This is a genomic window from Candidatus Saccharimonadales bacterium (assembly GCA_035317825.1).
GTDB lineage: Bacteria > Patescibacteriota > Saccharimonadia > Saccharimonadales > Saccharimonadaceae > DATHGB01.
Genome location: DATHGB010000017.1, coordinates 15,652 through 37,519 on the forward strand (window position 1 = coordinate 15,652; position 21,868 = coordinate 37,519).

The 21,868-nt window shown below is 43.8% G+C and carries 21 protein-coding genes; 4 read left to right on the forward strand and 17 right to left on the reverse strand.

Annotation, left to right across the window (positions count from 1 at the left end; translation table 11 throughout):
* Positions 1-11 precede the first annotated feature (11 nt).
* Positions 12-812, reverse strand: a complete 801-nt coding sequence (locus VK497_03485) for a hypothetical protein (protein ID HMI09430.1) — start codon at positions 810-812, stop codon at positions 12-14.
* Positions 813-847: 35 nt separating this feature from the next.
* Here VK497_03485 and msrA point away from each other — a divergent pair, with 35 nt between their 5' ends.
* The 3 genes from msrA to VK497_03500 are packed head-to-tail and all read left to right on the forward strand — an operon-like array spanning position 848 to position 2,642.
* The gene (msrA, locus tag VK497_03490; GenBank protein HMI09431.1) at positions 848-1,378 is read left to right on the forward strand and encodes a peptide-methionine (S)-S-oxide reductase MsrA; all 531 of its coding nucleotides are present in this window, start codon (positions 848-850) and stop codon (positions 1,376-1,378) included.
* The gene (locus VK497_03495) at positions 1,379-2,008 is read left to right on the forward strand and encodes an MBL fold metallo-hydrolase (GenBank protein HMI09432.1); all 630 of its coding nucleotides are present in this window, start codon (positions 1,379-1,381) and stop codon (positions 2,006-2,008) included.
* The gene (locus VK497_03500) at positions 1,998-2,642 is read left to right on the forward strand and encodes a DNA-3-methyladenine glycosylase (protein HMI09433.1); all 645 of its coding nucleotides are present in this window, start codon (positions 1,998-2,000) and stop codon (positions 2,640-2,642) included. The genes VK497_03495 and VK497_03500 overlap by 11 nt, the downstream gene beginning before the upstream one ends.
* 42 nt (positions 2,643-2,684) lie before the next feature.
* On the opposite strand, the gene VK497_03505 is transcribed toward VK497_03500, so the two are convergent.
* From VK497_03505 to VK497_03520, 4 genes are all read right to left on the reverse strand, one after another.
* The gene (locus tag VK497_03505; GenBank protein HMI09434.1) at positions 2,685-3,062 is read right to left on the reverse strand and encodes a YtxH domain-containing protein; all 378 of its coding nucleotides are present in this window, start codon (positions 3,060-3,062) and stop codon (positions 2,685-2,687) included.
* A gap of 23 nt (positions 3,063-3,085) precedes the next feature.
* Entirely contained in the window at positions 3,086-3,301 is a 216-nt protein-coding gene (locus VK497_03510) for a hypothetical protein (protein HMI09435.1), read from the reverse strand.
* 184 nt (positions 3,302-3,485) lie between these two features.
* Entirely contained in the window at positions 3,486-5,252 is a 1,767-nt protein-coding gene (gene aspS, locus VK497_03515) for an aspartate--tRNA ligase (protein ID HMI09436.1), read from the reverse strand.
* 174 nt (positions 5,253-5,426) lie between these two features.
* Positions 5,427-6,443, reverse strand: coding sequence for a CBS domain-containing protein (locus tag VK497_03520; protein ID HMI09437.1), 1,017 nt, complete (start codon positions 6,441-6,443; stop codon positions 5,427-5,429).
* Between the two features lie 84 nt (positions 6,444-6,527).
* Between VK497_03520 and VK497_03525 the strand changes: the two genes are divergently transcribed.
* On the forward strand, positions 6,528-7,226 hold the full coding sequence (locus tag VK497_03525; GenBank protein HMI09438.1) for a thioredoxin domain-containing protein: 699 nt from the start codon (positions 6,528-6,530) through the stop codon (positions 7,224-7,226).
* A 350-nt stretch (positions 7,227-7,576) separates the two neighbouring features.
* Here VK497_03525 and VK497_03530 read toward each other — a convergent pair whose 3' ends face one another.
* The 12 genes from VK497_03530 to VK497_03585 all read right to left on the reverse strand — a co-directional run.
* Positions 7,577-8,497 carry a CorA family divalent cation transporter gene (locus VK497_03530; protein ID HMI09439.1) on the reverse strand — a complete coding sequence of 307 codons (921 nt, stop codon included), beginning with the start codon at positions 8,495-8,497 and terminating at the stop codon, positions 7,577-7,579.
* A 69-nt stretch (positions 8,498-8,566) separates the two neighbouring features.
* Positions 8,567-10,255, reverse strand: a complete 1,689-nt coding sequence (locus tag VK497_03535) for an MDR family MFS transporter (GenBank protein HMI09440.1) — start codon at positions 10,253-10,255, stop codon at positions 8,567-8,569.
* A 20-nt stretch (positions 10,256-10,275) separates the two neighbouring features.
* Positions 10,276-10,518 carry an AbrB/MazE/SpoVT family DNA-binding domain-containing protein gene (locus VK497_03540; GenBank protein ID HMI09441.1) on the reverse strand — a complete coding sequence of 81 codons (243 nt, stop codon included), beginning with the start codon at positions 10,516-10,518 and terminating at the stop codon, positions 10,276-10,278.
* 103 nt (positions 10,519-10,621) lie between these two features.
* Positions 10,622-10,864, reverse strand: a complete 243-nt coding sequence (locus tag VK497_03545; protein HMI09442.1) for a hypothetical protein — start codon at positions 10,862-10,864, stop codon at positions 10,622-10,624.
* Between the two features lie 102 nt (positions 10,865-10,966).
* Positions 10,967-11,314, reverse strand: coding sequence for a hypothetical protein (locus VK497_03550; GenBank protein HMI09443.1), 348 nt, complete (start codon positions 11,312-11,314; stop codon positions 10,967-10,969).
* On the reverse strand, positions 11,314-12,978 hold the full coding sequence (locus VK497_03555) for a DUF6541 family protein (protein HMI09444.1): 1,665 nt from the start codon (positions 12,976-12,978) through the stop codon (positions 11,314-11,316). Before VK497_03555 ends, VK497_03550 begins: the two co-directional genes overlap by 1 nt.
* A complete protein-coding gene (locus VK497_03560) occupies positions 12,975-15,587 on the reverse strand; it encodes a hypothetical protein (protein ID HMI09445.1) in 2,613 nt (870 codons plus the stop codon). The genes VK497_03555 and VK497_03560 overlap by 4 nt, the downstream gene beginning before the upstream one ends.
* Positions 15,588-15,682: 95 nt before the next feature.
* Positions 15,683-16,831 carry a polysaccharide pyruvyl transferase family protein gene (locus VK497_03565; protein ID HMI09446.1) on the reverse strand — a complete coding sequence of 383 codons (1,149 nt, stop codon included), beginning with the start codon at positions 16,829-16,831 and terminating at the stop codon, positions 15,683-15,685.
* Complete coding sequence (locus tag VK497_03570) at positions 16,800-18,029, reverse strand: glycosyltransferase (protein ID HMI09447.1); 1,230 nt, start codon at positions 18,027-18,029, stop codon at positions 16,800-16,802. The genes VK497_03565 and VK497_03570 overlap by 32 nt, the downstream gene beginning before the upstream one ends.
* A complete protein-coding gene (locus VK497_03575; protein ID HMI09448.1) occupies positions 18,026-18,979 on the reverse strand; it encodes a glycosyltransferase family 2 protein in 954 nt (317 codons plus the stop codon). Before VK497_03575 ends, VK497_03570 begins: the two co-directional genes overlap by 4 nt.
* Positions 18,969-20,267, reverse strand: a complete 1,299-nt coding sequence (locus VK497_03580; protein HMI09449.1) for an oligosaccharide flippase family protein — start codon at positions 20,265-20,267, stop codon at positions 18,969-18,971. The genes VK497_03575 and VK497_03580 overlap by 11 nt, the downstream gene beginning before the upstream one ends.
* A gap of 85 nt (positions 20,268-20,352) precedes the next feature.
* Positions 20,353-21,868: polysaccharide deacetylase family protein (locus VK497_03585; protein HMI09450.1), on the reverse strand; the 1,516-nt coding region annotated here is incomplete at its 5' end.

A 21,868-nucleotide genomic window follows, 5' to 3' on the forward strand; every position in this document is an offset into this window, starting at 1 on the left:
CCCTTCGGGGTCTATTTGGTCAAATGGAACTCATTATTACTTTTTTCAATCAACCCATCCCTTGCTAGGCTAGCGAGAGCCGGCTCGAATCTAGGGTCTTTTTTGAACTTCTCACTCAAGATGTTGGCATCCTGTGCATCAGTCGCGAGCAAACGAATGATCTGTCCACGCATTTCACGGGCACTCCCTTCTAGAGGTGTTTGTTTTTTATAATGTTTACTTCTGGTAATCACGCTTGGATGATTCTTCTTTAGCCACGTACCATAATCCATCACCGCCCAGTAGAACTCGCGCGGATTAGTCGTATCTACCGTTTTCTTTACAAGCTTCGCCAACTCAACATCGCTTATTTTAGCCTCGTCATTAAAGAAATGGTGAAAATAAACAGTGCGGACATTTGTCTCAATAAAAACAACTGGCTTATTAAACGCGTAGGCCATGATCGCGCCAGCGGTGCTTTGCCCTACACCCGGCAAGGCAAGAATATCTTCATATGCTTCAGGGAAAATACCTTCGTGTTCCGTCACTATCTTTTTCGCCGCTTCGTGCAAAAACTTAGCACGACGGTTATATCCAAGGCCGTTCCAAAGGCGAAGCACATCACCTAACGATGCACTGGCAAGTGTTTTTTCATCGGGAAATCGTTCAATAAACGCATTGAATTTAGGAATAACGCGGTCCACTTGTGTTTGCTGCAACATAAGTTCACTGACCAACACATAAAATGGTCGTGTGTCCTGACGCCATGGCATATCACGGTAAAGCTTGTGGCTTTTTTGTTTAACTAATTCCTGAAAATCTGCTTCATTCACCTCTTCATTATACCTAACCGGAGTATAATAAGAGTATGACAACATTTGTTTTAGGAGGAGGATGTTTCTGGTGCGTCGACGCGGTGTTCCGACGTCTAAAAGGGGTGACCAAAGTCGAAAGTGGCTACGCGGGCGGTCATACGGACTCACCAAATTATTACCAAGTTGCGTCAGGACAAACGGGACACGCCGAAGTTGTAAGTGTTACCTTTGATGAATCTGTAATTCCACCTGAAACGATCCTTAATATTTTCTTTTCCATTCACGATCCAACCACGCTCAATAGACAAGGTGCCGATGTCGGGACACAGTATCGTTCAATTATGCTTTATCAAGATAATGAACAAAAACAACTGTTTGAAAACGCCATCGAAAAGGCAAAAAGTATCTGGACAGGCACTATCGTTACCGAAATCAAACCACTAGAAAAGTTCTTCGTAGCCGAAGACGAGCACCAAGATTTTTTCAGTAAACAACCCGACGCAGGCTATTGCCAAATAATCATTGCACCGAAAGTTATTAAAGCCCGTGCCACATACACTAAATGGTTCAAGGAGGATGAATAAATGAAAATCACAAAATACGAACATGCTTGTTTTACGGTAGAAAAAGACGGCCAGATACTCGTTGTTGATCCAGGGGCATTTACAACGGATTTTATTGCACCCGAAAACGTTGTCGCCGTTGTTATTACCCATGAGCATCAAGATCATTTTGACCACGAACAACTTGCCGCGATTGTCGACAAAAACCCTGATGCGGTGATTATTGGCCATGAATCAGTCACCTCTAAAATCGAAGCATTTGAAACAAAGACCGTTCAGGCAGGCGATAAAATTACCGTAGGCGAATTTGATCTAGAATTCTTTGGGGGCGACCATGCGCTTATTCACGACAGCATACCAAGAGCCGCGAACCTGGGCGTCATGATCAACGAACTGCTTTATTTCCCCGGGGATTCGTTTACGTTACCTAATAAACCCGTTGACACTCTTGCGATTCCAGCAACAGCCCCGTGGATGAAGATTGGTGAAGCGATGGATTTTTTGGTTGCCGTAAATCCTAGATTGGCCTTCCCTACGCATGATGCTATTTTGTCAGATGCAGGAAAAGGCTTGTCCGACAGCTTACTCGGCAGCATTGCATCCGCTAGCGGCACTGAGTATAAACGCCTAGAGACTCCGCTTGAAATCTGACCATTCCGCCCTGGTTCAACAAGCTGCTGATTACCTCGCCAAGCATGACCCTGTTTTGGCGTCCGTTATTAAAGCGCATCCATTGCCAACATTCGTGCCACACACCAATTACTATCAAGAACTTGTCGAAAGCATCATTAGCCAGCAGCTAAGCGTAAAAGCCGCGAGCGCGATCGAGAAGCGATTTATTGGCTTATTTGAAGATCAATTCCCTTCGCCTGAACAAATTTTATCACGCAGCATTGAGGAATTCCGCTCTGTTGGCCTATCAAGGCCCAAAGCCGCCTATGTCCAAGATTTGGCGCGCAATGTTTTAGACGGCACGGTTAAATTTGATACGCTAGACCAACTTTCGAATGATGAAATTATTGCTGAACTGACAAAAGTTAAAGGCATCGGCGAGTGGACCGTTCATATGTTTTTAATGTTCTGTATGGGCCGGCTAGATGTTTTGCCAATAGGTGATTTAGGAATCAGAAACGGGGTTCAAAAACTATATAGTTTCGATCATGCACTCCTTCCTCAAGAAGTTACCTTGTTAGCAGAGGCAAACAAATGGACGCCATATCAGTCGGTGGCTAGCTGGTACGTTTGGCAATCACTTGATAATGCACCGAAACTTGAGGCAACATAAAACCGCTCTGTAACGAGCGGTTTTACTATAAGGTATTAAACTTTAACGAAGATTCTTTTCGGCGTCTTTTTGAATTTGGCTCGACGTACGTTTTGCTTCTTCGGCAACACGTGCGGCACGAACTTTGGCTTCGTCGCCTAATTTGCCGGCTTCGGTTGCAACAACCGCTGCGGATCCACGAGCGCTTTTGGCGAAACCTTTGGCTTCGTCACCAACTTCGTGAGCACTTTTCTTTAGTGAGTCGCCAGCATTTGCCGCGACATCCTTTAGCTTGTCAGCTTTTTCAGCTGCTTGCCTTTTAGCTTCAAGAGCTTTGTTCTTGATATCTTTTCTAGTTTCTTCACCGCTTTTTGGTGCAAGTAAAATTCCTGCGACAAATCCAACGGCTGCTGCTCCGATAACGTGTAATGCTTTACCCATAATTCTATTCTCCTTTTTGTAAATTATTTACGAAATAGTTTGCTGACGTAACCCATAACTTTGACCGGTGACAACCATTCGGTCGCCGATGCAAGGTTATCCATTACGGCATTAACATTGTTAATAAGACGCTGAACTTTAACAAGTACAACTGTCATTGCGACGAGCATGGCTATAATAACTAAGGACAGTAAAATAACTGCGATAGTTAGTAGCGTGACTACGACGTTCATATCCATCGAGGTTTCTCCTTTCGCTGCTTACATGACTATACTTCTATTATATAGAGTTTGACGCCAAGTAGCAGTGATTTTCTTACACCAAGGGGTGTGATGGTTTGTAGTTTAGTGTTTGTGTTGATTATTCCAACATTTATTACTATAGCACTATTTTGACATAAGCGCAATAGTCATATGGAACGCTTTAGTCATTTAGCTCTATTTTTAGAGAAAGATCTTTTAGCTGCGCCTGATCAACTTCGCTAGGCGAAGACATCATGACATCAATACCGGAGCCGTTCTTTGGAAAAGCGACAACTTCCCGGATGTTGTCTTCACCGGTAAGCACCATGAACATACGGTCAATACCGAACGCGCAGCCAGCGTGTGGCGGAGCGCCGTATTTGAATGCGTTAATCATTGCGCCGAAACGTGAATCGACATATGACCGGTCGTAGCCAAGCGATCCGAAAGCTTCGTACATGACGTCTGGGTTGTGGTTACGAACCGCACCAGAAGAAATTTCGTAGCCGTTCATGACCATATCGTACTGGTCGGCAACAATATCTAATTTGTCATCAGATTGTAGTGCTTCGACACCGCCTTTTGGCATAGAAAACGGGTTGTGGCCAAAATCGATCTTTTTCGCTTTGTCATCCCATTCGTAAAATGGAAAATCTACGATCCAAGCGAGGGCAATCTTGTTTGGGTCTTTCAGTTCGAAGTGATCGGCAAATTCAGAACGAAGCCGTCCAAGCACTTTGTTCACGACTTCCCTCTTATCAACACCAAAGAATACGGCGTCTCCGTCTTTGGCTTGCAGCCGCTCTTTAATAGCAGTCAGTTCTTCGCCAGACAAGAATTTGGCAATTGGTGATTTTGCCTCGCCGTTTTCGTACATAATGTAGGCAAGTCCGCCTGCACCTTCGCTTTTTGCAATGTCCGTAAATTTATCAATTTGCGAACGGCTAAGGCTTGCTCCGCCTTCGACGCGGATCGCTTTGACAACGCCCTTGTTCTTAAGCGTGTTTGCGAAAACGCTAAAGCCCGTATCGGTTAGTGCATCAGATAAATCAGTCAGTTCCATACCAAAACGTAGGTCGGGTTTGTCAGAACCAAAACGATCCATTGCTTCAAGGTAAGGAATCCGTGGTACTTCATCAGTTACGAGTGTTTTACCCGCAAAACCAGTGACGAGTTGTTTGATAAGCGGTTCAACCGTTTGACGAACGACTTCACCGTCTTCGACAAATGACATCTCAAGGTCAAGTTGGTAAAAATCACCATACAAACGGTCAGCACGCGGGTCTTCGTCGCGAAAGCACGTCGCGATTTGGTAGTAACGTGATATGCCGCCTACCATGAGCAGTTGCTTGAACTGCTGTGGGGCTTGTGGCAATGCGTAGAACTTGCCAGGGTGAACGCGTGAAGGCACTAGGAAATCGCGAGCGCCTTCTGGGCTAGAGTTGGCTAGAATCGGTGTGGTTACCTCGGTAAATTCATTAGATTCCATATAATCGCGTAGCAATTTGTAATAAGCAGCTCGTTTTTTTAGCATCTCTTGCATCTTTGACCTACGAAGATCAAGATAACGATATTTCAGACGGTGTTCTTCGTTTGCCTGAGGTGCGTCTTCACGGACAGGAATCGGCAAGGGTTCGGATTTGTTAAGAAGCCGGATGTTTTCGGTAACAACTTCAATATCCCCCATTGGGATATTAGGATTTTTGAGTGTTTCGTCACGCTCTTTTACGATACCAGTGATTGAAATAACGTATTCATCGCGGACTTGCTCTGCAAGTTTAAAAGCTTCGGCGTTTTCAGGTTGAATTACCAGCTGAATAATACCGGTGTGGTCGCGTAGATCAATAAAAATCAGTCCACCATGGTCGCGGCGTGTGTGCACCCAACCGCTGACGGTCACTGTTTGGCTCATCTGCGCAGGTAGGTCGCGTACTAATGTTCGTGTCATATAAATTCCTTGTTACGTAGTAATGGTAGAGGCTGGTGAGGGTCAATGGCTAAAAGCACGCCGAGCTTTTAGCCGACCCGTTGATTATTGTCTGTATCAACTCGCCATGTCATATTGGTGTTATTTTACCACTTTATAGGAGTTTACACTACTGTAGACGTGTTAGTGATTGTTTTATACGTCTTCGCGTTTCTCAGGATGATTATTACCACGCGGGTTATGCGCAGCAACCGCGCGGAGATCATCGTGAGCATCGAATTCATCGACTATCTTGTGGCCAATCAATGCCTCAATCACATCTTCCAGGCTTAACAGTCCGACTGTTTCACGAAATTCATTAACAACGACAAACAAATGATGGCGCGTACGAAGGAACGCAGTAAGGGCGTGCTTAAGCGTTTGGTCCTCACGAACGTAAAATACCCTAGGTTCCATAGCTTTACCAGCTGTTGTTGAACGCTTCGTATCAAGGGTTAAGAGATCTTGGATATGAAGCATACCGACGACATGATCAATATCGCCGTCAACCACAGGAAAGCGACTATGTCCTGTTTTATGAAGGTCATCTAGGACGAGTGGACCAAGTAGTTCTTTGTGGCTAATACTGTCAATAACGCCCCGGGGAGTCATGATTTCTTTTACGGTACGATCACCAAACGTCAGACTATGCGTAATAAGCAGCTTTTCGTCGCTTGAAAGAAGCGTGCCTGATGTCTCAACAAGATGATGGAGCTCCTCACGGGAACTTAGCCGTACATTTGTAGTCGTTTCGGGTGCTACGCTTCGCATGAATCGGAGTATGCCTGCAAATTTTTCAACAAAGCGTAGAATCTGCTGTTCATGTTTTTCGTAAAGTTTTTGAGATTGGCGCTGCCACAAACCAATCCGCGCAATCCGACCGTATTCTAAAGCAACAATAACTGACAGAATAATACCTAGCAGCCATCCGAACGTTACCACCGAAAGAACAACAAAAAGTACGAGGAGTAATGCCGATAGAACTCTTTGCAAGGAAAAGACATCCGTTAGCAGTGCTTCACGCTTCATCGCAATTGCCGCCATATTATCCCCAATCGATTTGCGGCGTTCTAGTTCGAATTTGCTTATTTGGCTGACACGCGGAACGACGCCCGACACAAATATCAACAGACCAAGGACAGCAATTTCAAGAAACAGGAATATAAGCATCATATCTTTCTTATTGTACCCTATGCAGCCTTGCCCAGCGTCTTCTTTTTAGCTACACTTAATATAGTAATATAAGGAGTCTTGAAGTTGAGTAAAAGAACTTGGATAATTTTTGCTGCTGTATGTATTGTCATACTAGGCGGCCTAATTTACCTCTCAGGTAAGAACAAAATTGATGTCAGTGGCGTTGACGCGAACAAGGTCCAAACTGCAAATGATCAATCAGGTCAGATTGCCGATCATGTTTTCGGTAAGGCAGATAGTAAAGTCGTACTAATTGAATATGGTGATTTTCAATGCCCGGGGTGTGGCGCAGCATATCCAACGGTAAAAGCACTATCAGAGAAGTACAAAGGTCAAATGGCTTTTGTTTTCCGTAACTTCCCTCTAACGACTATCCATCCAAATGCGCGAGCTGCCGCAGCAGTCGCTGAAGCCGCAGGGTTGCAAGGCAAATATTGGGAAATGCACGACAAGATTTACGAAACACAGTCTGACTGGCAGAACCTTCAAGGTAACCAACGAACAGACTTCTTCGCGAGCTATGCGAGTGGCTTCGGACTTAACATTGATACATTCAAAGCTGATCTAGCTGGAACAAGCATTAATCAAAAAATTAGCTACGACCAAGCTATCGGTAAAAAAATAAACGTCAACTCAACCCCTACCCTTTACCTGAACGGTAAAGCGGTTGAACAAGATGTTTGGAACGATCAGACTAAATTTGATGCAGCTATCGTGACTGAGCTTAAAGCAAACGGCATTACGCTTCCCGAAGCTAATTAGCATACTTTTAGAAAACGAAAAACACCCCGGTGCCTTGGGGTGTTTTCTTTTTTGGGGATGAAACCTCGGGGTGAAGTTTCATCAGTTGAACGTTACCGTTCTAATGTTCGATATACAGTTGCCATACGGCAGGCACCACATCCACTGCAATCTTTTTGCGTCTAGTAGACACAAATTCGATAGCTATTGGCATGTGTTATTTGTACTCCTTGTACTATGTACAGCCCTGCGCACTTCGACCTTTAAAATCTAATTTTTCGTGTTTTGGCGCCGGGCACATCACTTATAGTACCAATCGTGTGTTGGTACGTCAAGACACGCATGAAATTCATCATGCTCTTGTTTATATATTAGAATATACGAAGCCGCTTGGCAAGCCAATAAACGACAAAAATTAGCATAAACGTAAATAATACAATAACACCGTATAGCCACGGTTCATCCTGGAACGGAAGATCAACGTTCATGCCATACATTCCATAAAAAACGTTAGGGAGAGCGATTAATAACGTCAGCATCGTTAGTGTCTTCATGCGCTGGTTCAAGACATTGTTAGCAATAGTACTATAGGCATTGCGAATGCTCACAATACTTTGGTTATGACTTTCAATCGCCACAAGAAGCTGACGAATATAGAGCAAAATATCTTCGATTGCTTCCGCATCATCACTATCCTGTAGTATTTCTTCCAGACGCTGCGCAACTACCAGCATGCTGCTAAGATTCATGTGATATTCGTTAAGGTTATCTTCGACAGTAACAAACTTAATAAAATCTTCGTTAGTGACTTCGTGATTACGAAGGCGCTTCCCCGTGTCCTTGATATGGCGCGCTGTATGCTGCATCAACTGCTCGTACTCGTTAATAACCATTGCAAACGTTCCAAGTAGCAAGCCGGTCGTGTCTGACGTGTGAGCAATCATACTAGGTGTCGCGAGTCCCTGATCGTCAGCAAGTGACGTTGAAAGATTCGCAAGTACTGAATCTTTGAGTACCATCAAAACGGGTGTCGTGTAAATGCGACCATGCTTCCCGTGTTGAACAGTACGGACAAATACATATAGCGCATCGTCACGCATTTCAATGCGTGGTAGTTCGTTCTCATCAAGCACATCACGAAGGATATTCAGATCCATATGATAATGATCAGCAAGCGTCTCTAAGTCGACCTCGCTTACGCGGTCGCCATGAATCCACACATTATCATTTGGCGGCGTAGTGACCTTCTGAAAGTCCTCAACACCGCTCCTCCGAACATAATACCTAAGCATACATAAGCAGTATAAGGTAAAAAGAAAGAGCCGTCTAGGCGGCTCTTCTCTATTGATTAGATGGTCGGTTTATTCAACCACACCTGGCGCGTCATCACCGCCATCACGAAGAGGTTTTTCGCGAATCATCGTTGCACCGATTGTCGCAAGTAGCATGAGTCCTGCGGACACATAAAAGATAGGACGAAGGCTATCACTAAATGCGTTTACCACCTTCTCTTTATAATCATCCTGCTTTGTTTCAAAATCTTTTTTGGCAGCGGCTTGCACTGGAGCAGGTAATTTTTCAATTCCCTTTGCAAATCCATCATTAATCTTTTGCTCGGTGTCATGCGTGTTCAAGTTAAGCGCCGTGTCAGCATCAACGGTTTGCAGTAGCTGTGATGATGCTGGGCTTTGCTTGAGCGTCTGAATGTATGCGTCTTGGTTTAAGTCGCCCAGATGCACAACAATACCAGCTGTCAGCATACTTCCAAGAATAGCGACACCCATGGTTGAGCCTAATGACCGGAAAAGCTGGTTTGATGCCGTTGCCGCACCAAGATCACGCTGAGTGAATTCATTCTGAACAGCAAGGTTAAGGATTGGCATACCCGATCCAAGGCCCGCACCAACGAATACCATCAGGATCGCCTCGATCCAGTAAGGACTGTCTGGCGTAAGAAACGACAGTGAAAATACACCAACAGTTGCCATAGTGAAACCAATAACAAGAGGTAGTTTATACTTGCCAGTCTTTGTTACTAACTGACCAGTAAGAGCTGCCGTTCCTGATAGAGCCAAAATCATTGGAAGTAGCATCAGGCCAGAGGTTGTCGCATCCGCGCCAAATACCTGTTGGTTAAACTGTGTTAGGTACAAGATTGCACCTAGGAAAGCAGCTCCAAACATCAGAGCAACAATCATCACCGTTGTAAATGTTCGGTTCTTAAAGAAGCTCAGTGGGATAATAGGTTCGCTTGCACGGCGTTCCGCCCATACAAAGCCAGCTGTCATAAGCGCTGCAAGAAGGAAGAGAGACAACTTAATAGCACCGACGGTAATGTCAGAATGGGCGATCAACTCGGCAAAAATCTTTTCCGTGTTATCAACCGCTAGAACAATACTCGATAGCGCAGCGGTTAAAAATCCGGCACCAGCGTAGTCAAGTTTAGGCTTGTGATCGTGTTTGATCTGTGGCGTATACCTAGCAATGATCAAGAAACTGATAATACCAATTGGTACGTTAATCCAGAATGTCCAACGCCAATCGGTTACAAAACCAGCAATAGTGTGCGGGTCAGCTAAAAATCCTCCGAGTAGCGGGCCGACTACCGATGCTAACCCAAAGACAGCGCCAAGTAGTCCTTGCCACTTTCCGCGCTCACGAGGGTTAAATAAGTCACCAATAATCGTAAAGGCATTCGCCATTAAGATACCACCACCGATACCCTGAAGAGCCCGATACGCAATCAGTTGCTCAATATTCTGCGAACTTCCAGATAGAAGTGATGCAAGCGTGAATAACGCTACACCGACCATCAGGACTTGACGTCGTCCAAAGATGTCGGACAGCTTACCTGCAAGAGGCACGGTTACCGTACTGGTTAATAGATATGCCGTAACAACCCAACCTAGGCTGCTAAAGCTATTGAATTCTTCGACAATTTTACCAAGTGCCGTCGAAATGATTGTTTGGTCCAACGCGACTAAAAATAGTCCCGACATGACCGCGATCATGACAAGAACTTTTTGCCGCATGGGAATATGATGAAGCATAATGCATCACTCCTTATATATTATTTATTGTTTTCTAGGGCTGAACGTAATCCGTCAACTTGTTTGCCAAGATGCTCTACCATTACTTGTGCCTGGTCTTCTGTTATGAATACCACAGCGTCTTTACCATGTACACGGAGTACGACAAGCTTGTCGCCTGTTTTGATGGATAAAGATTCACGCACCTCAACAGGAATAACAACTTGGCCTTTTGGACCAACCGTAGCGGTTCCAACTAAACTAAATTTCTTTCCATGTTCCATAGTTATACATGTTATACAAGTATAACTTATATGTCAAGTTTTTCTCTATAAAAAAGAAGCTGCGATGAAGCAGCTCCTTTCGAAAACGATGACCAAATATCAACTACTGGTTGCCGACAAGGTAGTTTACGATAATAACGATTGTGTTATTATCTCCTACGATATCTCCAATGTTTATGTTGATGTCGCCGCCGTAGCCGGTGTTGTTACCACTCTGGCCAGGTGTAGCGTTTGCAACGTTCGCAGTACCAACTAGTACGCTAACTGCCGCAACCATCAAACCCATAACGAGTTTGGTGGACATTGTCCTCTTTTGTGATAACGACTGGGTCGATGTTTTGCTCATATATTTGTGCTTCCCCTTTCCCCTTACGTTTATGTCACAGTTACTAATGCTATCAGCGTCATGTACGATGGTCAAACGCCGACCCCTGTTGCGTTGTGCATATTACTTTTTAACTCGGGCTTCTCTCTGTAAGTCGATTATAAGATTGATCATACCAAAAACAAGTAACACGAAACTATACGCTGCGAAGTTTTGTGCAACCAGCCAATTCGCCAGAACAATCGAAACAGGCACCATCCCAAGCGTTACAATAGCCAGCGTAAACGTCAGACGAGCCGGTATACGCTTGATTAAGGCAACGACAGCATAACCAGCAATAACAATGTAGCCAACCCACTGGAACTGCGCTAAAAAGCCGAGTAGTGCCATGGCGCACAGGAATGCCACGAACGGTCCATTCCGCCGAAGGAACGATTGGCGTTTTTCAGGTATGACCGCAGTTTGCTCCATTAGCGCTTTATCTCATATAGCTTAAGATCCGCATTCTCTTTCACTACCGTGAGATCATCCAGCTTATTAAGATAGCCATAATCAATCTTATCTTTTTCTTTTGAAAGCAGAATATAGCGAATATGAAGTGAACGAAGTGTGTTCGTGAGGGTATCCGTGTCATTTAACGCTTCGGTAATTTGGCGTTTTTCTTCGTCCGGTATCGTAGGAGACACGTTTTTAAACTCTGGATCATCGCTAATGATAACTGGCGTTTCGAAATACTTTTCGGCCGGATTAGCAATAATTCGGCCGGCAAAATCAAATGTCGCGTACTGATGCCACGGCAGGAATAGCGTTCGGTCGTTAGCAGCAACGCTTTTTAATTCCTGATTCATTTCCGACCAACCAGTTGGATATGCACGCGGGGTTAGCTGGCCCGAAAAGCCCCATAGCATCGTTGGCGTAATTGCTAAGGGCAAAAATAGGCAGACTGCTATGGCAACTTGGCTACCTAGATCGGCAAATCGTTTTGACGCCCACTCAATAATGTAACCTACCCCGAACACGCCTAGGATGCTATACCCAATAACAATCAAGTTAACGAATTTTTGAGGTTCACGATACCCAGCGATGAACGGTATAGAACGGCTAAGTATCTCGACAAGCGGCGTAGCCGCAAGGATAATGCCGAGGATTATACAGCCGACGGCAATACTCACCAGCATGCGGTTTTTGCGCCACGCCTTAATCACGCCGATGATAATAACCGCCCATAGCGCAAGGAAGAGAAGCCCCCATATAGGAATCATTGACTGAGGGAGCGAATATAGCCCCCGGTCCTCTACCCAAAAACCTTGCAGGCGTATAACTTGGCTAATCGCACCGACTACATTTCCGCCAGTCGTCTCAAAGGCCTTGAAATGTGATTCGTCAAAATGGGTAACCGCCTGGCCTGTATTGTTTTGCCCAAGGATTGTTGGAATTATCCAAAAACTCGACAAGACAGTGGCAAATACCGCACTGGCAGCTGTCCATCCAAGAAATTTCTTTACGTGCGTACCGTCTCGCCAATATCGCAGAATAGAAGCAACGATGACTATTAATAACGCGATGATGAGCAACATACCCGCGTGATGCAAAGAAACCGTCGTAATCACGAATGCCAAAAGAGCCGTCACTATCGCTTGCCTTCTGGAAGGAAGTGCTAGAAGCCGGATGAAAGCTTGAATAAAAAAGGGAAGAAGCGCATAGCCTAAAAGCACCATCCACTGCCCTGCCATAAAACGCGAATACGTGAACGGATTAATCATATAGAACAGTCCTCCGAAATATAGCGCCGTCTGCCAGACCTCCGGGGATATTCCCTCTTTGACTTTTATGGATCTGAGCAGCCGATGCATTCCAACGCCCGACAACATTAGAATTAAGAATAGGATAATCTTTTCGATTACATCGCCTGGCAAAATAAAATGCATCAGCCATAGCAACGCTTCAAGCGGATATGTATTTGTCAGCTCGGCCGGCCACACGAAATGAGGCGTAAAAACCAGATCTAGCGTTAATATATACCCAGGTAAAAGTAGTGGCAGCAGGATGATGAGTGAAAGCGTACTATACTCAAACCAGATTGATCTTTTTTCGTCACGACACCACTTCCATACGTTTATGAATATGTTTTTCATTTGCTTTGCTCCATACGAACATCGTAAATTAATTCTTTATCAGTTGGGGTAATCTGAAGATTTGCAAAGGTAACCTGGTCGAACGTGCTTGGTATATCATGCACCGGAACTAATGTAATCGAGTCGACAATGACCGCATTTTGATCCACGTTCTTTAGATCTATTATATGCGTTCCTTTTTCTAATTTCACGTCCTCATAGAAATAGGAAAAGTCTACGTAGTCACCCGTTTTATCTTGATCATCTTTAATTTTTGCTAAGTCTAAAGCGGTACCTCCCATGGATGCCTGAACCACTTTGCCCTTTGACGCTGCGTGAAGAAGAAGCCGGTAACTTCCAGTTTCGGGAACTTTTAACTTAATCCCCAGGGTGACATTACCCTTTGTTAAGCCGACAAATGATGGCCGTTGCAGGTTCATAAGGCTTGGGACATTTTCGTGAAGGTAGTTATAGTCATCATCCTTAGCGTAAAGCGTGCTAAGTGACAACGTATTATTCGTAAAGTTAGAACTAGCCACATATTCCGAGTTGAATGGAAGGGAAATTGGATTTGGTATGAAAGTCCTATCGGTTGCTTTTGTCATATATAAATCATAGAAACTACGCTCCACACTGTCAGTCATTACTTTCTTGCGAGCATCACTTTGTAAAAATTTAGCTATCTGAAGAGGGAAGAACGTCGTATCGTTCGGCTTATCTTCACGGTTTAAATATTCTAGAGTGTTTTGCCACTGCATATCGATCAGTGTAGACGTGCCCGTGTCGCGGCTTTGCTTTAAGCTATATAACGAATAATCTTTGCCGCTATACGTTTTCTCGTATTTACTCGAGGCAAGTAAGCTCTTCTGAATCTTCCCTTCGATTCCAGGTAGATACGATATTCCTTTTTCTCGTTGGACGGCCTGGACAGGCACAACGATATCGGTGATTCCTAAATTGTTTGCCAAAATATCTTGCCACCATTTCTCGTTATAAGCGATGGCACGGTAGGCTAAATAAGAAACAAGTTTATTTTCGGTGTTCGCCCCTGCCCCATAATAGAAAGTCGGCTGATTCAAATAGTAGATAAGATACTTATCTAAAAAGCTGTAACGCTTGCCGTCTTGTTTTATCTCGCGGCCGCTTTCAAGCGTTGGCAGAATGAACAGACGGTTATTATTTTCACTAGCAAGTTTTTGCTTAATATTCTTTAGATCATCAGGGATGCGATACGGGCTGACGAACGTCGCCAAATCACCAGAAGTTAAGGCCGTACGATAATCATTGCTGGCAATAATCGGAAACAAGGCAATCAAAATAACGAAAGTGGTTGCGACAATTGGACGAAATCGACGCATAAACGTTAGCCGCAACCAATATAGGGCGACCATGAATAACAAGCCGGCAGCGTAGAAATAAATAAACTGGAATCGGTGCGGAAAACGAAGAATATTAATAAAGGTGCTCATTAAACTAGCGATGGTCGATCCTACTACTCCGCCGGTATTCGAAAAGAAGATTGCAATATCACCGAATACTTTATGGAATGAGTATGGACCATTTTCGCTGTAGCCAAGCGTCATCCACATTGCGAATAACATGACGATAAAAATCGTAACAAGGAAAACACGAACGACAATATGCGTCGTTTTCCAACGCTTGAATAGGAATAATCCGCCGATTAAAAACATCACGATCGTACTTCCGAATCTAGGAATTGGAGCAAGATAATTGCCGTAACGAATAAGGTCGAGGTGACCTGCCGTATCTAATGAAAAAATAAATGGCAAACTAAGCGACGCATAATAAATCATCCAGTAATTAACTGGGATTTGTGTTGATACACCGGCAATACTCGAGGATGATGTTAGGTAAATATAGATGACGTACGGCACTAAACTAAGCAAAACAAGTAACGTAAAATACAATAAACTCCGCCGGAAATATTTAAAAAAGAATCGTCTATTCATAACAAGCGTCAGCAAAGAATGGACAAACATGATAATCGCCGTGACGACATAAAAAATAACATGATAGTGAATTGCAGGATTAAATAGAGTGAGCGCCGAAACCGCCAGAACGTTCTTTTTCGTAATGCGAAGTTTAAAAAAGAGCTGCTCACACATAAGCGATAGCGACAATGCAAACATACTAAACCCAATAATCAGCACGTAAAAATGCGCCATCTTGGCATACAAAAGGATCGTGTGTATGACAATCGCCGCTAAAAGCGCCGACATTATGCCAAACAATGATCTTTTGTAGATGTATCTCCCTATCCGATGAAACGCATAGAATAAAATAAAGGCCGACAGTGTATTTAATAGGATAATCGCAAATGGCAACACCATATTTTGACGCATCCATGCGGTCCAAAAAGAATAGCTGACGCGGACCTCTTCGGACGAAGTTAGCGCAGATGTTCCCTCACCCCAAAACTGCGAACCAAAATCAAAAAATGGCACTAGTTCTTCACGTACGATTGATGCGTCGCCCTTTAACACGGATGGGATTGCCGCGATGACATCGCGAAATATAAACATGTGCATCAGTAAAAGTCCGATAGCAACAAATACATACACCCAACGTGGATGTTCTCGCAGCCATAAAAAGCGAGGATGCTTTTGCATCGTCTTTTTTTCAGGACTTGGCTCGGGAATCTTCGGAGGAGGCGAAGCCGCTGACGACGCTTTTGTTACTGGACCTAAAGGGCGTTTACGCCGGTTTACAAACTGAGTGTCCGTATGTCCTCCTCAGCTTCGGCATATGTTTGGTTGGCAATCACGGCAAGTTGCTTTTTAATCGGACTTTTGGCAATTAAGGCATCGTTACATAAAGTGTCCAGGTCTTTTAATTGTAGATCTTCAAGTCTGATCGCATATTCGTATCGTACCTCCTTAATAAATCTCCAGCATTTCGTATCATATGCTATGGCTACAAACGGTACTTGGTTAACCGTTGAAAGTAAAAGTGAGTGAAACCGCATGCCGATGAACAAATCACACTGCTGAAGATACGAACTTGCCTGTTCAATTGGAACTTCATCAAGTAACGTGTAATTTTTATAATCTTTTAATATGCCGGCAAATGTTTCCTCGGTAAATAAAAGATCGTTACGCGGATTAAATCGATGTTGAAAAGGCACGAATACAATGTAGTCGCCTTGGTCTAATCGTTTGGTAACAAATTGCTGCATGGCTTTTATATAGTGGTCACGATCAACCCAGTCAGGAATGTCGGATAGTACGTTAATACCAATGACATTCCTCCATTTTGTACGATCAATACTGAGCGTCGCCTTTTCCCATGGCTTTTCCCAAATATGATTCAGGAATAACCCGTCAGTCGATTTTTTGATTTTATCTGGAGCAATATGAAGTTTTTCTTTGGCAAAATCATACGATTCCTGGTCACGAAAAATTGTTAGAGTCGACGCACCAAGTGCAAGCTTTGAAATAAAACGTCCCGTCCAGGTTTTGAGCGCACCAATGCCAATATTCAAATGGTAGAGCTTTGTCCCTAAAAGTTTTGCAAGGACGTTAAAACCCATCATACGAATGATGACACTGTATTTTGAACGGCCAGTTGACGAATATAGTTCCTTATACAAGGTCCCGCCACCATACACGATACAGTCGACCTTTTTAATAATTTTTATATATTCAATAATCGACGTATTGTAGGTGTCAACAATGTGTAGATCGGGATATGCCTTTTTTACAGGCGCTGGAATAAACTCAGTCGTGTTGGCATTAACGTAAATATTCTTGAATCCCCTATCTCGCAGAAGTTCAAGATAATTCCACATAAGCAAGTCATCGCCAAGATTACTTTGTCCATAACTACCCAGTAGTAATACGCTCTTCGGTTTCATAAGATTCCTTTAGTTGGTTAATACTGCCATACACAAGTGCGGTCTGTTCTGCAACGCGACTCCATGATCGTTCCTTTTTTAGTGCTCCGGAGAGTTCTTGGTATTCGTCGGTATGGGCAAAGAAATAACCAAGCTTTTGAGCTAGCGCCTCAGCGTTACGCTCGAAAAGTAACTCTGGAAATGGTCGAAATATATCCTCAAATGCCGTGCTGACTAAAAAGGGTTTTTCATATCCAATCGCAAATGACATCGGACCAGAGCTAGCGATCGCTGTCGTATACGGGAAGAGCGAGACGTCACTGGCGCTGTAGTAAGCCGTAATGTCGGATTCTTTAATAAACCCTTCCCAGGCATACTGGTTTGACGGGATAAGATCCGCTGCTTTTTTTTGCAAACGACTATATTCTAATAAATATTCTTTATCCTCGTGAAGCTTTGGGTGCTTTCCCGCGCCAATAATAAGATAGGCATTGGGATTCAATCTAGCATAAAGCGAAAAACCTTCGACAAGTAAATCAAGCCCTTTATATCCTGTTGCGTAGCCCATATATAAAGCGACATTCGTTTCGGGTTGCAAGCGAAGTTTTCGTTTCGCTTCACTCTTATCCGTAACGTTTAACATTTCAATACCGTGTGGAATTACGACAACTTTTTTACTGCTAATACCGTAACTGTGCATGACGATATCTTTAAAGAATGACTCGTGCACAATGATTCGTTTTGACCACACCATGAGTGGTTTGTAGATAATATAGAAAGCTAACTTTACTACCCAGACTGGTAGCTTTGAGTTATTTTCCTTAACGAATTTTTGATCAATCCTTTTAGGATCTACGACGCCGTGCAAAGTAATCACTGTTTTTTTGCGCCATAAAAACACAAGCCATTGCAGCAGATATGCGGTAGAAATTCCACCAAAAAGTGCAAGCTCTTGCTGAATGTGAATAACATCTGGATCAATTCGTTTGAGCTCTTTGTGGATTTTAAAGAAGAAACTGGGTTTTCGCTCAAAGACGCGGTGAACAGAAACCTTATCCTCGTCATAGATTTCATCTTCTTGATCGGTAATGTTACATATAACCGTCTGTTCATCTACAGGTAAATGCGTAATAAGGTTTTTGCTATACGATGCGACGCCGCTGCCGCTTACGTGCTTGCTTTTTTTGGGTGGGTAAAGCGTAATATGCGCTATTCTCACGAATCGTCTCCGTTTCTTTCACGCTTAATAATATAGAGTGGGCGGTTAATAACCTCTTCATGAATTCGGGCGATATACATCGCAACAAAACCTAGGCATATTAAAACGACGCCTACTAGAAACAACAGCATAATCGCTAAAAGCGCCGTACCTGTAATGTCGAGTTTCATTGGATCACCCAGAATGAACTTTTCAATAACCGTAAATACTCCTAAAGCCATTGAGAGAATAAGGATAAACCATCCAAGCCAACTCGCTAGTTTAAGCGGCATCATACTGTGGGCAGTAAAACTATTCATCGCGAGTCCGAATAGTTTTCGGTAGCTATAGGTAGCCTCACCGTGCAGTCTTGGCGGTGCTTCAAAATAGACATAGCGGCGGTCAAATCCAGTCCAGTCGATCAGTCCGCGAGTAATACGATTACGCTCGGTGAACGTTTTAAACGTATCAATCACTTTTCGATTAATTAAACGAAAATCGCTTGCATGAGGAGTAATTTTCGTCGACGAAACGCTGCCGAGTAATTTGTAGAAGGTACTGGATGAAAACTTCTTAAACCAGCTTTCGTCGTTACCATATTGTTTAACGCCTACGACAATATCAGCCCCATGTTCCCACTTATCTAAAAACTCAGGAAGAAGTTCTGGGGGATGCTGTAGATCTGCATCCATAATGATCGCGGCATCACCTTTGGCCGTATGAATACCTGCCGTAACGGCAATTTCTTTGCCAAAATTTCTGGCTAGTTCGACAATTTTGGCATTTTTGTCACGCTTCGTAACACGGCGTAGATTCTTAACGGAATCATCGCTGCTGCCATCATCGACAAATATAAGTTCAAACTTTTGCGGTAGTTTTTTGATAATAGATTTCACCGTCTCGTATAGCGGAGCCACATTTGAGGCCTCGTTATAAATCGGGATAACGATTGAGATCATTTTACTCTCCATCTTTAACTCCTCGCCTTAAACTTGTTAACACATACACTAAAATAAGGCCCAGCGTAAAGGCACTTCCCCAGAACATACTATTTACAATTTCGAATAAATTAGCGTGCCAGATAAGCATTAAACTTACTGTCACGACAATTCCTATTATACCAATAACCGCGACCATTTTCCGACGAAGCGATAAATAATACATCGTAATTAAGTTAATAACAGAGACGATTAGAATAGTTGCCGCTAAAAGCGGAAGAAGCCCCGCATATACGTCGTACGAAGAACCCATCAAAAGCTGAATTAACAGATGTGGAATAGCGACACAAATGACTGTTACGCTACCGCCAACAAGCAGCGTCAGGCCTAAAGATTTCATTAAAAGCTGACGATTTTTTCGTGAGGCTTGTTCGATTTTTACAAGCGGCATAAGTACCTGTGCAATTGGGGTGACAAGGAAAAAAACGATGCGCGCGACGGTCGCAATTCCGGCGTATAAACCAGCCGTATGAGCGTCAAAGTAATATTTTACAACGATTACGTCAATACTCATTAAAAGCGTCACGGAAAATAAACCGACAAACACCGTGCTTGCGTATTTCAGTTCGGGGAGAATCGTCTTGATATCGGGGCGCGTTTTATAGTTCGTGTCATCGGGCCTGGAAAATCCAATTCTAGCCGCCCACCTGGCTGCATACAGGAATGCAATAAACTGAGCGACGACAATACCGCCGACCGCCCCAGTCACCCCCAACCCGAGAACGACAAACCCAGCAGAAAATATAATCTTAACGCCTGCTCCAATTAACTGTGAGATCGATGCGATCCCAAAGCGTTTTTGCCCGCGTGCATACGCGCTACGAAATGTTAATGGAATACTGACTAAAATCGCTAGCGCTAACGCGACAAATGGCGTCATTGACGTAAAGTGAAGTTGCTGACGTAAGAATTCCCCGCCCAAAATACTAAGAAGCAAAATTCCCGCAGCAATATACGATGCTAGTTTCTCTAATTCAAAAATAACCCGGTGCGCTTTCGCTTTATCACTATAATTTGCCGTGATATTAACCGTGATCATACTAAGCACATTTAGAAAGATCGTGAACTGTAAAAAGAGAGAGACGAGTACCTGCACTTCACCAAAAGCCGAAGGCTCCATCAAACGGCCAAGAATAGGATAGTATGCGTAATTTAAGACACCGACCGCAACTGATCCAAAGAAGAATATCGCGTTGTGCTTGAGGAAGCTACTTTGTTTTATCTTGTCAATAAATCCCAAACTTATATGTCCTCCAGCCATCTATTTTCTCATACATTCAAGAAGCATGCTGGATTTTGCACATAGTCTAGGTCTAGTTAAAGCCTATACTAAGAGGTTCTGCGAGCTAGTTCAGATACCATTTAACGTCATCAAAGTACGCGCGAATTCCTGAATTAGCGGTACTAATAACCTGCAGGCTAGCCGAGGATACCGTAGCTGAACTTGGCGTGTAATTGAAACTAACCGTATTCACACCGGGAGTAGCAACTCCAGTTTTGTACTGTCCAGATACCCAACCACCTATGGAGTTGTATTCATCTATATAAAAGCCGACTTCGTTGTTTGTTCGAGCGGTGATATTTAGATACGAGCTAAGGCTGTAGGTTTTAGCTGGAGTAACCGCAACCTTTGGTGAGAACAGGTGTTTATTAGCGGCTATGGCGACTAGCGAAACAGAGTTAACGGGATTTGACGGACTACCGTGATTGCCAGAATCTGCTTTTATATTGAGCATGTCATCAGTCGTCCAACCTGCAGATAGTCCACTGTCAAATGCTCCGTTTGCCATAAGATTAGTTGGCTGCGGGGCAACTGTACCATCTAACGAAAACCATTGTGGGTTGTCAAAGTATGCAGTTATTCCTGAGTTACCAGTTGCGATAACCTGCAAGCTAGCTTTACCGACTGCTTGAGTACTTGGCTTGTAGGTGAAGTTCATATTTTCTACGAATGGACTGCGTTCTGCAACTTTATATTGTCCCGAGATCCAATTGCCATTTGCATCATATTCATCAATATAGAAAGCAAATTCACCGCTCGATACGGATACTAGATTGACAAAGTTCTTAAGCATGTAAGTCGTAGACGGGTTAACGGTAACTTTTGGCGAGAACAAGTGAGCATTCGTGGCTCCTGAAACAAACTTTATAGAGTTTGTTGGATCTGGGTAGCTACCGTTACCTGCATTGTTGACCGTGACCGCTGTCGGAGCATCGGTCGTCCAGCCACCGGAAATGCCACTATTGAATGAACTATTAGGTAATAGATTCGTGTCACTCGTCACAGACCCCTGGTTAACATTCGTCGATTTTAGAAGACCAGCGTCTTGTTTTGCTTTTACGTACGCTGCGATCTGGCCTAGTTGTGTCGTGCCATATTCGTAGTCGTCAGGATTTGTGCTAGGATTTATTTTAATATCATGAAACGTAAGGACAAGCCAGGTTTTATTTGCGATTGCCTGATCGATTTTAGCTTGCACCTGAGCGACAGTTACGCCCGCTTGAACCGGAAAGTTATTAAGTAGTAGATCATTGTATGGCCATGTATTATTGTTTATATCCGCAAAGCCCCGGTGAGTTGCATAATACTTAGCAATTTGAGCAAGCGTAGCATTATTATAGTCACCATACGGACTTGCAAAGTCGGTCACGTTAAGCCCATGCGATGTCAAGTCGGCCTTGCTTTGGGTTAATTCCTGTGCCACTTGAGCGGGCGTAAGCACGTTAGGCTGGCCGTCGCTTGCATCACTCGTGGCAAGATATGGGTGCGTAGCAGTATGTCCCCCAATTTCCCAGCCGTAAGAATTTTGCAGTGCCGTCACTTGCGCCCAGTCCATATATGTAGCGCTGGTATTCGCATGG

Bases quoted from the DNA above. Each gene is read 5' to 3' on its own strand.
- msrA (HMI09431.1), top strand. From the start codon at position 848: ATGACAACATTTGTTTTAGGAGGAGGATGTTTCTGGTGCGTCGACGCG.
- VK497_03495 (HMI09432.1), top strand. From the start codon at position 1,379: ATGAAAATCACAAAATACGAACATGCTTGTTTTACGGTAGAAAAAGAC.
- VK497_03505 (HMI09434.1), bottom strand. From the start codon at position 3,062: ATGGGTAAAGCATTACACGTTATCGGAGCAGCAGCCGTTGGATTTGTC.
- VK497_03510 (HMI09435.1), bottom strand. From the start codon at position 3,301: ATGGATATGAACGTCGTAGTCACGCTACTAACTATCGCAGTTATTTTA.
- aspS (HMI09436.1), bottom strand. From the start codon at position 5,252: ATGACACGAACATTAGTACGCGACCTACCTGCGCAGATGAGCCAAACA.
- VK497_03520 (HMI09437.1), bottom strand. From the start codon at position 6,443: ATGATGCTTATATTCCTGTTTCTTGAAATTGCTGTCCTTGGTCTGTTG.
- VK497_03530 (HMI09439.1), bottom strand. From the start codon at position 8,497: ATGCTTAGGTATTATGTTCGGAGGAGCGGTGTTGAGGACTTTCAGAAG.
- VK497_03535 (HMI09440.1), bottom strand. From the start codon at position 10,255: ATGCTTCATCATATTCCCATGCGGCAAAAAGTTCTTGTCATGATCGCG.
- VK497_03540 (HMI09441.1), bottom strand. From the start codon at position 10,518: ATGGAACATGGAAAGAAATTTAGTTTAGTTGGAACCGCTACGGTTGGT.
- VK497_03545 (HMI09442.1), bottom strand. From the start codon at position 10,864: ATGAGCAAAACATCGACCCAGTCGTTATCACAAAAGAGGACAATGTCC.
- VK497_03550 (HMI09443.1), bottom strand. From the start codon at position 11,314: ATGGAGCAAACTGCGGTCATACCTGAAAAACGCCAATCGTTCCTTCGG.
- VK497_03555 (HMI09444.1), bottom strand. From the start codon at position 12,978: ATGAAAAACATATTCATAAACGTATGGAAGTGGTGTCGTGACGAAAAA.
- VK497_03560 (HMI09445.1), bottom strand. From the start codon at position 15,587: ATGCAAAAGCATCCTCGCTTTTTATGGCTGCGAGAACATCCACGTTGG.
- VK497_03565 (HMI09446.1), bottom strand. From the start codon at position 16,831: ATGAAACCGAAGAGCGTATTACTACTGGGTAGTTATGGACAAAGTAAT.
- VK497_03575 (HMI09448.1), bottom strand. From the start codon at position 18,979: ATGGAGAGTAAAATGATCTCAATCGTTATCCCGATTTATAACGAGGCC.
- VK497_03580 (HMI09449.1), bottom strand. From the start codon at position 20,267: ATGGCTGGAGGACATATAAGTTTGGGATTTATTGACAAGATAAAACAA.